9 protein-coding genes are annotated in these 15,051 nt (G+C 65.5%); 5 read left to right on the forward strand and 4 right to left on the reverse strand.

Going from position 1 to position 15,051, the window contains the following annotated elements:
• The first annotated feature begins 15 nt into the window (after window positions 1-15).
• The 4 genes from ACNAOU_RS06860 to sufU all read left to right on the forward strand — a co-directional run bounded on the left by ACNAOU_RS06860 (window position 16) and on the right by sufU (window position 7,516).
• Window positions 16-2,673 (forward strand): AAA family ATPase, encoded by a 2,658-nt coding sequence (locus ACNAOU_RS06860; RefSeq protein ID WP_422758330.1) that lies wholly within the window; start codon window positions 16-18, stop codon window positions 2,671-2,673.
• Between the two features lie 468 nt (window positions 2,674-3,141).
• Window positions 3,142-5,622: an ATP-binding protein gene (locus ACNAOU_RS06865; protein WP_039240356.1), complete on the forward strand. Its 2,481-nt coding sequence runs from the start codon at window positions 3,142-3,144 to the stop codon at window positions 5,620-5,622.
• 79 nt (window positions 5,623-5,701) lie between these two features.
• A complete protein-coding gene (locus ACNAOU_RS06870) occupies window positions 5,702-7,027 on the forward strand; it encodes a cysteine desulfurase (protein ID WP_416429044.1) in 1,326 nt (441 codons plus the stop codon).
• Window positions 7,028-7,063: 36 nt separating this feature from the next.
• On the forward strand, window positions 7,064-7,516 hold the full coding sequence (gene sufU / locus ACNAOU_RS06875) for a Fe-S cluster assembly sulfur transfer protein SufU (protein ID WP_055974938.1): 453 nt from the start codon (window positions 7,064-7,066) through the stop codon (window positions 7,514-7,516).
• An 18-nt stretch (window positions 7,517-7,534) separates the two neighbouring features.
• On the opposite strand, the gene nhaA is transcribed toward sufU, so the two are convergent.
• The 4 genes from nhaA to ACNAOU_RS06895 form a co-directional block, all read right to left on the reverse strand.
• Window positions 7,535-8,848, reverse strand: coding sequence for a Na+/H+ antiporter NhaA (gene nhaA / locus ACNAOU_RS06880; protein ID WP_422758331.1), 1,314 nt, complete (start codon window positions 8,846-8,848; stop codon window positions 7,535-7,537).
• A 162-nt stretch (window positions 8,849-9,010) separates the two neighbouring features.
• Window positions 9,011-9,232 (reverse strand): SCO4848 family membrane protein, encoded by a 222-nt coding sequence (locus ACNAOU_RS06885; protein WP_018777351.1) that lies wholly within the window; start codon window positions 9,230-9,232, stop codon window positions 9,011-9,013.
• Window position 9,233: 1 nt separating this feature from the next.
• A complete protein-coding gene (locus ACNAOU_RS06890; RefSeq protein WP_018777352.1) occupies window positions 9,234-9,731 on the reverse strand; it encodes a DUF2505 domain-containing protein in 498 nt (165 codons plus the stop codon).
• Window positions 9,732-9,778: 47 nt separating this feature from the next.
• Window positions 9,779-11,308, reverse strand: a complete 1,530-nt coding sequence (locus ACNAOU_RS06895) for an SDR family oxidoreductase (protein WP_079581070.1) — start codon at window positions 11,306-11,308, stop codon at window positions 9,779-9,781.
• Window positions 11,309-11,417: 109 nt separating this feature from the next.
• On the opposite strand from ACNAOU_RS06895, the gene mfd reads away from it, so the two are divergent.
• Window positions 11,418-15,050 (forward strand): transcription-repair coupling factor, encoded by a 3,633-nt coding sequence (gene mfd, locus ACNAOU_RS06900; protein WP_354627143.1) that lies wholly within the window; start codon window positions 11,418-11,420, stop codon window positions 15,048-15,050.
• Window position 15,051 lies beyond the last annotated feature (1 nt).

The following is a 15,051-nucleotide window of genomic DNA, read 5'->3' on the forward strand; positions in this document are numbered from 1 at the left end:
CGGCACGGGCTGCACATGCAGGCTGAGCACCTTGTTGGCCGGGACTCCGAATTGGAGCTGGCCCTGGAGATATTGCGTCAGGAAGGTGCCGGGGCCGTTCTGGTCGTGGCAGATCCCGGCATCGGTAAAACCGCCCTTTCCGATGAGATAGCCGCCCGCCTGGCATCGGAAATGGTGGTGATGCGGGTCCATGGCAGCCCTGCGCTGTCCGCCGTTCCCTATGGTGTCCTGGCGCCCTATTTGCTGGACCTTCCGGTGGAGCAGGCCACATCGCCGGTGGCCATCCTCCGTGAATTCTGGTCGCAGTTCGAGAAGCGGCGTGGCGGCGAAGGTGCGCGCCTTCTGCTCATCGTTGACGACGCCCACGAGCTCGACGAAGGCAGCACGCAGATCCTGGCTGAACTGGTTACTGCAGGCTGGGCCCGGCTGGTTGCAACCAGCAGGCCCAGGCCTGGCCTTCCGGCGGCACTGCTCCAACTTTGGTACGACGGTTTGGCCGAGCGCTTGGAGCTGCATCCCCTGGACAAGGAAACAGCCACGGAACTTGTGGAGAAGACCCTGGGCGGGACGGTCATGGCAAGCGCGGTGGATGTGCTGCATGGGTTGTCCGAGGGCAATCCGCTGCTGTTGCGCTGCCTCCTGGATGACACCAGGGCGGACGGGAACCTGGTGCGGCGAAACGGCGTCTGGCTCCTGACGCGGGAACCCTCGGGCAGTGGCGAAAACCTGGCCGAGGTTGTCCGGAACAGGGTGCTGCGAACCAGTGAGGCCGAACGGGAGGCGATGTTCGTCATTGCCTTGTCCGAGCCCGTCCCTGCCGCTTTGCTGGACGCGGAGGTCGGCAGGGACACTGTTCGGGCTTTGATGGACAACAGGCTCGTGATCCCCACGAACGGCCCCGGCAGCCCATTGAAGATGTGGCATCCGATGTACAGCGAGGCCCTGCGCCAGATCGTTTCGCCTGCCCGCAGCCTCCAGATCCGCCAGCGGATGGTGCAGCATCTTGCGGTGGAACCGGCCACGGCTGAGGGGCTGCTCCGCATGGTGAGCTGGGCGCTTGACTGTGGTGCCGACGTCGCCGATGAACAGCTGCTGCAGGCAGCTTTCCTTGCGGCCAAACTCCTGCAGAATCCTTTGGCGGTTGCCGCCGCCAGCAGAGTCCGCTCAGAGGCGCTGCGGCCGCGGGCTCGCGCTGTGATGGCCATGGTCAGCTATAACGACGGCGATTACAGCAGTGCCGTGCGTCTGCTGGAGGAGGGAAACGGGTTCCTGGACGCCGATCCGCTGGGACCGACGGGCGCGGGCTTGTTGTGGGCTGCCGCCCGCTCGGCCAAAGGCGATTCGGCGTCCAGCATCGCAGCGGACGCCCGCAACGCCGCCAAATCCCTGACGGACGGGTCAGCGTCGTCGGACCCCATGGCCGCGCAGGTCAACAGGCATGCCTCGGCCCTGGAACTGGCCGCACTGGCCCACGAAGGCCGTTACGGTGAACTTCGCGAGGGGCTGGAGCTGTTTGCCGAAGGACTCCGGACCGACGAGCCGGACAGCGTGATGAACCGGATTTTCCTCCTGGCCATGAAATGCGAGCTCCTCACCGTTGAGGGCCAGCCCGAGCAAGCCTTCGACGCCGGACGCGAAGCCATGGTCCTCGTGGATGAACACAGCGACAACCTGCTGTACTTCGGCGACTTCGTCCTGGTCCGATACGCATTGGCGGCCTTGGAATCGGGGGACTGGGGTGCAGCCGATGCTGCCCTGGACCGGTATGCGGCAAGCTCAGCCATGGGGCTCATCACCTTCGGCGGAGACATCCAGGCGCTCAAGGGGTTGGCCCTGCTGCGGCAAGGACGCACGGAGCAGGCCACGGAACTCCTGACCCCTGCAGTCGAAGCCCTCCGGGTGAAGGACCCGCAACTGCTCAGGAGCCTGGGGCACGCCCTGGCGTTCTACGCGGCGGGCAAAACCGGAAACACTGCGCTCGCACAACGGCTGGCAAGCGAACAGGTCCCTGGCAGGGGGAGCAACTACGTTGAGGCGCTTGCCGGGCTGTTCACGCTGGCCGGCCAAGAACTCCTCAGCAAAGGATCCGGACTTCCAAAACTGCGGGACCTGCCGGAGGCCGGCCGTTTGCACGCGTTGCCGGGCCTGCACCTGCAGAACCTCATCCTGAGGACTGAACTCGGGGACGTCGCTGCAGTGGAGTCCATCGAGGAGACCGCATCCCTGATGACGGGCGCCTGGGCGGCCGGATGGCAATCGCTCGCCGCAGCCCAATTGAAGGGTGGCGGCCAGGCCTTCGTGAACGCAGGAAACCTGCTGTCCGCGGCCGGGATGCCGGGGCCTGCTGCAGCAGCGTTCGACAAGGCGGCGGCAACCTTCGACGCCGAAGGCAAGCGTCCGGAAGCGCGGCAGGCCGCCGTCATGCGGGACGTCAACCAGGCCAGCCTGGGCGACTCCGTAGTCCATGACCCCAACACCGAGACCGATCACGCCGTGCCCCTGACCCGGCGTGAGCAGGACATTGTGGCGCTGGCCGTATCAGGTCTCACGGATCGCCAGATCGCCGAAAAACTCATGGTCTCGGTTCGCACCGTGGAAGGCCACTTGTACCGCAGCTACGCGAAGCTGGGCATCCGTCGTCGTGAAGATCTTGGCGCTGCTGTCCGTCACTGACGCGGAGCCCGATCGAGTACCCGAAAACTCCCTTTAGCGCTCTGACGCGGAATCCTGCCCTATTTAACCAATCAATGGAGTAATTCGCGGGTTTTTCGTGTCGGAACCAAGTAGTGCCCCTTCCCCGTACTGAGTACAACACAGTATCCAGCCCTGAAAAGCCCCCCAGTAATCGAGTACCGATTACTGGTGTTTGGCTTTTGCGCCCCCGGCAGTATTGATCTTGGAAGAACGGTTCAGCCCCAAGCATCACCGGGATTCCGAAAGTCGCATCAACCGCATCGGTGGTCTCTTCAGCCGATGCCCCGGCCACCGGAAGGTGGTCCGGCCCTGAACGAAGCCGGCGGCGACAGAGTCTTCTGAGACCGAGACTCTCCCCCCAGCCGCCGCCGGCTTCTAAGCCAGGGACCCCGCGAATCGCGGACATCAAAACTTCCCGGACATGGGACTGCTGCTATTGGAGTGTGCATGCTGCCGGACCCTTGGCTGGACGAAGACACCGTCGCAGCCAGGCTGGGATCTCCGACACTGCCCGATAGGGCGCAATTGCTGGAACTCGTCTTTTCCGCCGTACGGTCATCTTCCAAGAGCGGCATCCTGGTGGCAGGGGAGAAGGGCTCGGGCAAGAGCCACATGTTGCTCTCCCTCAAAGCCGGACTTCCCGGGACCATGGATGTCAGGACCTTCGCCGGAAGCCTGGACCTGACGGCGACCCAATACGGTGTCCTGGGTGCCTCAACAGGCGTCCAGGGTGGCGCCGCGCGTGTCCTGGGGACCAGCACCGAGGGGACCGGCACCGAGGGGACCGGCGAGGGCTTGCTCCCGGGGCTCCATGTCCTGCGCGCCCTGACCAGCACACTCGGACCGGCCAGCTACCTGTATTCGCCTCCCGTCGCGCGGCGAGGCAACAAGCGCCGGAACCACCAGGCCCGTCCCCAGCTGGTGCTGCTGGTGGACGACATCCACTACGTGGATCCTGCCTCCCTGGGTGTGCTGCTCCAGCTCATTCCTGGATTCGGTGCCAAACTCGTTGCCACGGCTGACAGCCGGAGCCCGCTGCCGCAGGATCTCTATCAGCTCTGGGAAGACGGCTTCATGGAGCAGTACCTTCTTCCGCCTTTCACCTTCACGGAGGCGCACGCCCTGTGTGTTTCTCTCCTTGGCGGAAAGGTCCAACGCCGGGCCAGCAGCCTTCTGGCAGTCATCAGCGGCTTCAACGTGGGCATCCTGTGCCTCGCCGTGGAGGACGCACGCCGCGCCGGGCTCCTGGTGCAGAGGGAAGGGTATTGGACGATCAACACCCGGGCGCATTGCCAGTGGCCTGGCGTCGTGGATCGCGTCCAGGCGGAAAACGCTGCCCGGCTGCCTGAGGAGCGGCTGGCATTGGAGCTGACAGCGCTGGCCGAGCCGGTCGCCGTCGAGGTTTTGGAGCGCCATTGCGGTCACAAAGCCGTAGAGAACCTACTGTCCGAAGGCCAGATCAGGCTGTTGCCCGGCAGGTCTCCGATGGTCCGGATGGGCTCGTGGTTGCGGGGGGAGGGCCTCCGGCTTGCAGTTCCGAGGTCCCGGAGCCTTGCCCTTCATCAACGGATCGAGGACCCCGGACTCACGCTTGAGACGGCACCGAGCATGTTGCGGTGGATGACCTGGACCCTGGACTGCGGGCTGGGCCTGCCGGATGAGCTCCTGCTGGCGGCGGCGCCGGCCGCCGACCGGCCCGTAACCGCCGAACTTGCCCTCCAGGCTGCCTCGGCTGTGAAGGCTCCGGGCCACCTGGACGAAGCAGGAATGCTCAGGGCCAGGGCATTGATTGCCGAAGGCCAACTGGCTGAGGCCGCACCTGTCCTCCGTCACTTGGCTACGGCGGCGAGCTCGGCGGAGGTGAAGGCCGACGCCGGTGGGCGGCTCATGGCGCTGGAGCTGCTCGGCGCAGCGCACGGCGGGCTGACTGCAGGGGACGTGGTTGCCGACCCCGCCGCGCGGATCGCAGGAAAGGTGCGGGAGGCCGAACGCTTGCTCCTGTCCGGCGCGGCCGTCGAGGCCCTGGAAAAGACCACTGAGGCAATGAAAGTCGTCGGTGGTGATCCGTCCATGGCGACGTTCCGTGCGGGCGCGGCACTTCGGCACGTGATCTGCCTGCGGCACAATCTGGGGTGGAGTGCCCTGGTCCCGCTCTTGGAGTACTCCGCCTACGGGGTGCCCAGCCACCTGGCCGCATGTTCAGAAACAGCACGGGCCTACGCCCAGCTCGGCCAGGGATTCCCTCGTGCGGCGCGCGTCACGCTTGAGGCGGTACTGGCAGAACTGTCCGACGCCGGGCTGCCGCCGGTGCGATCCTTGGCTGCGGCCATGATGGCCTACTGCGAGGCGCTCAGCGGAAACCCTGGTGAGGCACTGGAACTGGCCGCGCAAAGCACCTCGGGAGCCGAAACAGGGTTGACTGGGGGGTCGCCTGACGATCTCCTGTCGCGGATGAGTGCCCTCTACTGTGCCGCGGCCAGGGACGTTTCGTCCGGTACCTTCACCCACCTGATGGCGCTCGCGGACGAAGCCCAATCCTCGGGAAGTGTCTTGTTGGAAGCTGAGGCGCTGTCCCTCCTGGCGCTCAACGCAGGTCGTGCCGGCGTCGTGGATCCGGCCATCCTGCCGCGGCTGGCCGCCGCGGCTTCCGGCGTCGAAGGTACCGGTGGTGCGGCGTTGCGGACTTTTGCGGCCGCCATGGTGGAAGACGACCCCAAGTCGCTGGAGGCGGCCGGCCGCTCACTGTCAGCAGACCGGCAATTCGCCCACGCAGCACTTTGCTACGCACGTGCGGCTGCCGGTTACCAGGCGAAGGTCCGCACTGCGGCGGCCCGGCGGGTATCGGTCCTCGTTGAGCGGCTCCGCGGTGTCACGGAGAGCGAGGCCGTGCCACCCCTGGGTTGGGTTCCGGGGAGGGCCGGGAACTGACGTGCTGTACGGCACACCGCCCGATCCGGGCCCACGTGGGATAATGAGGAGTCCCTGAAGGATTCCCAAGGAGCGCCCCTTGACTGCCGTATCAACTCCAGCCTCACTGCAACAGTCCATGCATGCCATGGACAACGCGGAGGTGTTGCGGATCCGGAACGACTTCCCGGTGCTGGACCAACTGGTCAACGGTAAACCGCTGATCTACCTTGATTCCGGTGCCACCTCGCAGAATCCGCTCAGCGTCATCGAAGCCGAGCAGGAGTTCTACGAGCAACGCAATGCTGCCGTACACCGTGGCGCCCACCACCTGGCTGTCGAAGCGACCGAAGCCTTTGAAGACGCACGCCAGACCGTGGCGGACTTCATCGGTGCCCGCTACGAGGAAACCGTATGGACCTCCAACGCCACCGAGGGTCTGAACCTCATCAGCTATGCCCTGTCCAACGCGGCGCTGTGGGCAGCCCAGGGCCGCGGCAGCTCCGCCTTGAAGGAACTGGCCATCGGTCCCGGCGACGAAATCGTGGTCACGGAGATGGAACACCACGCCAATCTCATTCCCTGGCAGGAACTCGCCTTCCGCACCGGTGCCACGCTCAAGCACATCCCCATTACCGACGACGGCGCGCTTCGCCTTGATGCCGCCGGAGAGATCATCGGGAACCGGACCCGGCTCCTTGCTTTCACCCACGCCTCGAACGTCCTGGGCACCATCAATCCCGTTGCCGATCTTGTGGCCATGGCACGCCGTGTCGGGGCGCTCGTAGTGCTGGACGCTTGCCAGTCGGTTCCCCACATGGCGGTGGACGTGAAGAAGCTCGACGTCGACTTCGCAGTGTTCTCCGGGCACAAGATGCTGGCTCCCACCGGAGTCGGGGTGCTGTATGGAAAGCAGGAGCTCCTGGACGTGCTGCCGCCTTTCCTCACGGGTGGCTCCATGATCACCACAGTCACCATGGAACGTGCGGAATACCTGCCCGCGCCGCAGCGGTTCGAAGCCGGAACGCAGCGCATCTCCCAGGCTGTGGCGTTGGCAACAGCCGTCAATTACCTTTCCGAAACGGGAATCGACCGCATCCATGCCTGGGAGGCCACCCTGGGCCAGCGCCTGGTCAAGGGACTCGAGAGCATCGAGGGTATCCGCGTCGTTGGTCCTGCGTCCGGCGCTGAGCGGATCGGTTTGGCAGCCTTCGACGTCGCCGGTGTCCACGCCCACGACGTCGGGCAGTTCCTCGACGACCGCGGCATCGCTGTTCGCGTCGGCCATCACTGCGCCCAGCCGCTCCACCGGCGCCTCGGCCTAACGGCCACCACCCGGGCCAGCACCTACCTCTACAACACCACGGACGACGTCGATGCTTTCCTCGACGCCGTCTCGGGCGTGCGGGCCTACTTCCAGGCCTGATCACACTGACTTTGCAAAGAAACGGGCATCAGCACCATGAGTCTTGACCAGCTTTACCAGCAGATCATCCTGGACCATTCCAAGCAGCGGCACGGCAGCGGGCTCGCCGAAACACTAGCCCCTGCGGGTGCCTCCACCGGTCAGTCGCACCAGCTGAACCCCGTGTGCGGGGACGAAGTGACGTTGCGGCTCGCCGTCGCGGACGGAACAGTCCAGCAGATCAGTTGGGACGGTGCCGGCTGTTCCATTTCCATGGCCTCGGCCTCCGTGCTCAGCGAGATGGGTGAGGGGATGTCCGTGGCGGAACTGCATTCCGTGATCGACAACTTCCGGGAGGTCCTGCGTTCCCGCGGGAAGGTGCAGGCAGACCCGGAGATCCTGGGCGACGCCGCAGCGTTCGAGGGAGTAGCCCGCTACGCAGCCAGGGTCAAGTGCGCCATGATCTCGTGGGTGGCTGCCGAGGACGCCCTCAACCAGGCAACGGCCTAGCTCCGAGGCACCCCCGCGTCAGCTGCGGGCAAAGACATCAGGTACGCCGTCGCCGTCGTCGTCCCGTTCTTCGTCCGCCTGCACCTGCCGGTACCGCCGGTTACGGGCCTTAAGGACGACGGCGGCCAGCAGCGCCGAGATCAAGGAACCCGCCAGGATGGCCACCTTGGCGTGGTCGTTGTGGGCTGAACCTGCACCGAAGCTCAGCTCCCCGATGAGCAGCGAGACGGTGAAGCCGATACCGGCCAGAAGCGCCAGCCCGAAAAGGTCGATCCATGCGATGCCGGAATCCAGGCTGGCGCGCGTGGTCTTGGTGACCAGGAACGTCGTGCCGAAGACGCCCACAGCCTTGCCGAGCACCAACGCGGCCACGATGCCCAGCGCCACGGGATCCCGCAACGCCGCGCCCATGCCGTCCAGCCCGCCCAGGGCCACACCGGCGGAGAAGAACGCGAACACCGGAACGGCAAAACCTGCCGAGAACGGGCGCAGGCGGTGCTCAAAGTGCTCGGCGAGGCCCTCGGCGGGCTCACCCTTCTTCCCACTGGCAAACACAGGGACGGCGAAGCCCAGCAACACCCCTGCCACGGTGGCGTGGATGCCGGACGCGTGAACGAACCCCCATGTCGCCAGGGCCAGCGGCACCAGGAGGTACCAGCTGCGGATCCGCTTCTGTACCAGGAACGTGAAGAGCGCCAACGGGACGAGCGCGGCCAGCAGCATGAGCGGCTGGAGCCCAGTGGAGTAGAAGAAGGCGATGATGCCGATGGCGATGAGGTCGTCCACCACGGCAAGCGTCAGCAGGAACGTCCGGAGCGCGGCGGGAAGGTGCGTGTTGATCACAGCCAGGACCGCCAGTGCGAAGGCAATGTCCGTCGCCGTGGGAATGGCCCAGCCCTTGAGGGTTTCAGGGGAACCGAGGTTGAAGAGAACAAAAATCAGCGCAGGGACTGCGACGCCGCCGATCGCTGCAGCCACAGGAACAACAGCCCGGGCTGGTTTGCGGAGTTCCCCGGCCACGAATTCGCGTTTGAGCTCCAGTCCCGCCAGGAAGAAGAACCCCGCCAGCAGTCCGTCGGAGGCCCAGTGGCCCAGGCTGAGCTCAAGGTGCCAGGGTTCGTAGCCTATCTTGACGTCGCGGAGTGCGAAGTAGCCGTCGGCTGCGGGGGAGTTTGCCCAGATGAGGGCTATCACTGTTGCGGCCAGGAGAAGTGCTCCGCCCACGGTTTCCGTACGCAGGATCGAGAGGATCCTGCGATACTCCGGGTAGCTGGAGCGGGTGAAGACTTTGCTGGAGGGGGTTTTGGGCGGGACGGGAGGCAGCTGGGCCACTGAGGGCTCCTAACAGTGGGCGGTCATAGGGCGGGTACAGCAAATACACGCCGACCAGACTTCCCGGCACACCAATATCCATCTTACCCAACCTGGGGACGGCAAACGCTCCACTGAGGGCTCAGTGGAGCGTTTGCCGTCCCCGGTCGGGTGGGACGAGGCTCAGGCGACGAGGCCCGCGATTCCGATGACCGCCGTCGCCAGTCCCAGCACCATGGAGATGGTGACCAGGACGACGTGGACCGTCAGGAACTTTGTGGCCTTGCCTGCGGCGTCGCGGGCCCGGGGATCCTTCATGACGCGCTTGAGGAACTGCGGCCACACAGCCAGCGACCACACGCCGGCCACAATCAGGACCACCGCAAGGATTGCGGGAATCTGCATGCTAGTGGCTTTCGAGCCAGGCCTGGGCCTGCTGCGACTGGATGCCCAAGGCCTTGCCCACCATGGGCTCGGCAGCGTCAGCGATCTTTCCACCCAGGAACGGAACCGAGGACGTCACATTGCCTTCGAGTTCGATCCGGGTGCTGCCGCCCTCGGCCACGAGCCGTTGGACCGCGGTGACATCCAACGGTGCGCCGGCGATCTTCAGCGCGATGGTGCTGGCGCGCGAGCCGTCGGCAGCCGGGGCTTCCCACTGCTCGGTCTGGGTGACCTTCAAGGTTTCGCCGACGAACTTGCGGGCGATCTCCGGCAGGCGGGTGGTGGGCAACGTGCGGACGGTGGTGGTGGTGAAAGCGCCGGCAGTGTCGCCGTCAACGGTGAACGATTCCAGCGAGCCGCCCACGTATTCGCTCGTGTGGCGCAGGAAATCCTCGTCGACAAAGACGGCCGCTACGCGGTCAACGCTGTGGGGCAGGGTGGTGGATGCACTCAGGGCCATGGGTCCTCCGTGGATGGTGGTGGTGAAGCTTTTTAGCTCCCAACATCCTACGGGGTCCGGGTGGACACACTTGAACCCGATTCCTCCTGAAGGGTGGTCGCGGCTGCCGAAATGTTGCGGGCCATGGACGGAAAGATGAAGCCGTGGAACGGATACACGCCCAGCCAATACAGCCGTCCGGCCAAGCCGCGGGGGAAGAAAATCGCGCGCTGCTTATAGAGGCTCCCGTCGCCGTCGGGCTCCACCGACAACTCAAGCCAGGCACCACCCGGGGCGCGCATTTCGGCGCGCAACCGCAGCAGGTGGCCGCGGTCGATGGCTTCAACCCGCCACCAGTCCACCACTTCGCCGGTGTTCAGCGTCTTGGGGTGCCTGCGGCCGCGCAGCAGCCCCGCGCCGCCCTGCAGCTTGTCCAGCCAGCCGCGCACCCGCCACGCCAAAGGCAGCGAGTACCAGCCGTTCTTGCCGCCAATGCCCTCGATGATGGTCCACACATGCTCCGGCTTGGCTTCGCTATGGAAGGTCCGCTCGTCCAGGAACACTTTGTAGCCGGCCCAATCGGGGTCGCTGGGGAGGGGATCGGCGTCGATACCGGCGTTGGCCCAAGTGGTCTCCACCTGACCGTCCCGTTCCTTGCCCAGCGCCAAGGCTACGGCTCGCCGGTAGGAGGTCAGGCCGCCGTCGGGCTGCTTGATGTAACGGTCGACGTCGTGCTCCCGCGATACGGCGTCGTGCTGCAGTGACTGCACCAGCGGCAGCGACATGGACAGCGGAATCGGTGTTACCAAGGCGACCCACAGTCCGGCGAGTTTCGGCGCGGGAACGGGAAGCGCGATGACCAGCCGGCGAGGCAGGCCACGTTCCACGGCGTACTCGTTCATCATTTCCTTGTACTTCAGGATCTCCCGTGAGCCGATGTCGAACGAGCGGTTCAGCTTGTCCGGCAGGGCCGCCGCCGCCACGAGATAGTGCAGGACGTCGCGCACCGCGATCGCCTCAATCCGGTTGTTGACCCAGCTCGGCGCGGGCATGACCGGGAGGGTGTCTGCCAGGTGCCGGATCATTTCGAAGGATGCGGAGCCGGAGCCAATCACCACGCCCGCCTGGAACACGATCGAGTCCACGGGTGATTCGAGGAAGACTTTGCCCACGGTTTCGCGGGAACGCATGTGTGTGGACAGTTCCGTGTTCTCCGGGTGCAGTCCGCCGAGGTACACGATCCTGTCCACTCCGGCCTCCGCAGCTGCCCCGGCGACGAGGCGGGCCATGGCTTCTTCCTTGGCCTCGAAACCGCTGCCCGAGGCCATGGAATGGACCAGGTAGTACAGGACGTCCACGCCGTTGAGCGCCTCGGAGAGGCCGTCGGCGTCGGACAGGCTGTTCTCAATGATGTCGACGTCGTCATGCCACGGAACGTCTGCGATTTTTTGGGGCGTGCGGACCAGGACTTTGACCTTGTGCCCGGCTTCGAGGAGCCGGGGGACCAGCCGACCGCCGATGTAACCGGTGGCGCCGGTCACCAGCACTGTCCTGGTGTCCTGCGTGGTGTTGGAATGCGTAGCTTCCGAAGGCTGCAAAGGAACTCCTGTGGCTGGGGGTGGAGGTAGGCTGGAATGACCCGGCATTCATCTGAATTTCCGGGCATTTGTGTTGCCTGCCCTTGGACCCACCCTAGGAGTTTCTGCCATGAGCCTCAACGGTCTGCGCCGCGCACTGGCGGAGGACAAGACTTTCGCGCGCGTTCGTACCGAGGCGGAGCGGTCCTTCAGCGACCGGAACGCCGACTACCAGATCAGCGCCCCCACGGGGATGCGTGCGGTGTTGCTCGCCGAAATGGCCGATGCCCTGGCGGACACCGGCGCCGATGACGCGGCAGCCCCGGTGGTCCTGGCCGTGACCGCCACCGGCCGTGAAGCCGAAGACCTCACCGCGGCGCTCTGCTCCTACCTCCCCGCGGACTCTGTGGCCACCTTCCCCAGCTGGGAAACCCTCCCGCACGAGCGCCTTTCGCCGCGGTCGGACACCGTGGGACGCCGCCTGTCCGTTCTGCGCCGCCTGACCCATCCGGAAACCTCGACGGCGGCCCCGTTGCGTGTGGTGGTGGCTCCGGTCCGCGCTGTGGTCCAGCCGATCGTGGCCGGCTTGGGTGACCTGGTGCCGGTCACCCTGCAAGTAGGCCAGGAACGCTCCTTCACCGACGTTGTCCGGGCCCTCTCCGACGCCGCCTACGCGCGCGTCGACATGGTGACGCACCGCGGCGAATTCGCCGTCCGTGGCGGAATCCTCGATGTCTTCCCACCCACCGAGGACCACCCGATCCGGGTGGAGTTCTTCGGCGACGAGGTGGATCAGATGCGCTGGTTCGCCGTGGCCGACCAGCGTTCCTTGAGTGCACCCGGGATCCACCACCCCACGGAACTGCATGCCCCTCCGTGCCGGGAAATCCTGATCACACCCTCGGTAATGTCCCGTGCGGCGAAGCTGAAAGCCGACATGCCCGCGGCGGCCGACATGCTGGAGAAGATCGCAGGGGGCATTGCGGTGGAAGGCATGGAATCCCTGGCCCCGGTGCTGGTGGATGCCATGGTTCCGTTCGTGGACCAGCTCCCGGCCGGCTCCCTGTCCGTTGTGATCGAACCCGAGAAGGTGCGCACGCGCGCGCACGACCTCGCGGCGACCAACGAAGAGTTCCTGGAAGCGGCCTGGTCCACGGCGTCCGACGGCGGTGCGGCGCCCCTTGATTTGTCGTCACAGGCGTCCACTGACTTGCACGCCGCCAGTTTCCGCTCACTGACCGACACCCGCTCGGCAGCGCTGGAACACGGCGTGTCCTGGTGGTCCATCACCTCCCTCGCCTCTGACGAGGACCTGGTCCTGGACATCGATGTCCTCAACATGCGTGCCCGCGAACCGCGTGGCTACCAGGGCGATGTGGCCGAGATGCTGGAGTTCATCGGCTCCCGTGTCCGCGAGCAGTGGCGCGTCGTGGTGGTTACGGACGGCCCGGGTCCCGCGCAGCGCCTGGCTGAACTGTTCCACGACGCAGAGATTCCCTGTTCCCGCGTCGACTCCCTGGATCAGGAACCCCAACCGGGCATCATCGAGGTGACCACTGCCGCCGTCGGACGCGGTTTTGTCCTGGACGGCCTCAAACTGGGGCTGCTGACCGAAGCCGACCTGCTGGGACGGGCGACAGCGAGCTCCACCAAAGACATGCGGCGCATGCCGTCCAAACGGCGAAACGCCGTGGATCCTTTGCAGCTGCACGCGGGTGACTTCGTGGTCCACGAACAGCACGGAATCGGCCGGTTTGTGGAGCTGATCCAGCGCAAGGTGACCGGGACGTCGTCGTCCGACGCCGGGCTGCGCGAGTATCTGGTGCTGGAGTACGCGCCGTCCAAGCGCGGTGCCCCTGGCGACCGGCTGTTCGTACCGACGGACCAGCTGGACCAGGTGACCCGCTACGTGGGCGGGGACACGCCTGCGCTGAGCAAAATGGGCGGCGCGGACTGGGCCAGCACCAAGTCCAGGGCACGCAAGGCCGTCAAGGAAATCGCCGGGGAACTGATCCGGCTGTACTCTGCCCGCATGGCATCCCGCGGCCACGCTTTTGCACCGGACACACCGTGGCAGCGCGAGCTCGAAGAAGCGTTCCCCTACGTGGAAACACCCGACCAGTTGACCACCATCAACGAGGTCAAAGCCGACATGGAGCGGGAAATCCCCATGGACCGGTTGGTATCGGGTGACGTCGGCTACGGCAAGACCGAAATCGCCGTCCGCGCCGCCTTCAAGGCTGTCCAGGACGGCAAGCAGGTGGCGGTGCTCGTGCCAACCACCCTGTTGGCGCAGCAGCACTACGAAACCTTCACTGAACGCTTCTCCGGCTTCCCGCTGCGCGTGAAGCCGCTGTCCCGGTTCCAGACCAGCAAGGAAGCCAAGGAAACGGCCGAGGGCGTCAAGAGCGGCGCTGTCGACGTCGTGATCGGTACCCACCGGCTGCTGTCCAAGGACTTCGAGTTCAAGGACCTCGGCCTGGTGATCGTGGACGAAGAGCAGCGCTTCGGCGTGGAACATAAGGAAGCGCTGAAGAAGATGCGCACCAACGTGGACGTCCTGGCGATGAGTGCCACGCCCATTCCGCGAACACTGGAGATGTCCCTGACGGGAATCCGCGAAACGTCCACACTGGCCACACCGCCGGAGGAACGCCACCCGGTGCTGACCTATGTAGGTCCGTACACCAACAAGCAAACCTCCGCCGCGATCCGCCGTGAACTCATGCGCGAAGGGCAGGTGTTCTTCGTCCACAACCGGGTGTCCTCGATTGAACGCATTGCCGCGCAGATCCGTGAACTGGTTCCCGAAGCCCGGGTGGAAGTTGCCCACGGCCAGATGTCCGAGAGCCGCCTGGAAAAAATCATCGTGGACTTCTGGGAAAAACGCTTCGACGTCCTGGTGTGCACCACCATCATCGAAACCGGCCTGGATATCTCCAACGCCAACACCTTGATTGTGGACGGGGCCGACAAGTATGGCCTCTCGCAGCTGCACCAGCTCCGAGGCCGCGTAGGCCGTGGCCGTGAGCGCGCCTACGCCTACTTCCTCTACCCTTCCGAGAAGCCCTTGGGTGAGGTGGCGCTGGAACGGCTCAAGGCAGTGGCGGCACACAACGAGCTCGGCGCCGGCATGCAGCTGGCCATGAAGGACCTGGAAATCCGCGGCGCAGGCAACCTGCTCGGCGGAGAACAGTCCGGCCACATCCAAGGTGTCGGCTTCGACCTCTACATCCGGCTTGTGGGCGAGGCCGTGGCCGAATACCGCGGTGAGGCTGAAGAGAAGGCCGCCGAGATGAAGATCGAGCTGCCGGTCAACGCGCACCTGCCCCATGACTATGTTCCCGGGGAGAGGCTGCGTCTTGAGGCGTACCGGAAGCTCGCTGCCGCCACCACATATGAGGCCATTGATGAAGTCCTGGCCGAACTCGTGGACCGTTACGGTGAGCCGCCGCTGCCGGCCCAAAACCTCATTGCCGTGGCGCGCTTCCGGGTGGGTGCCCGCGAAGCCGGCCTGTCCGACGTCGCGCTCCAAGGCAACTTCATCCGCTTCTCGCCGGCGCAACTGCCCGAATCCAAAACCATGCGCCTCAACCGCATGTACCCGGGCTCCCAGGTCAAGCCTGCGCTCGACGCCGTGCTGATCCCCAAGCCCAAGACCGCCCGGATCGGCGGCCGTGACCTCCAGGACGCCGAGATCCTGCAGTGGGCCAACAACGTCATTGAAGCGATCTTCGCCGAAGCCCCCGTGAAGGCAGGCTAGG

The sequence above is a fragment of the Paenarthrobacter sp. C1 genome, from assembly GCF_049315185.1.
Classification (GTDB): domain Bacteria; phylum Actinomycetota; class Actinomycetes; order Actinomycetales; family Micrococcaceae; genus Arthrobacter; species Arthrobacter nicotinovorans.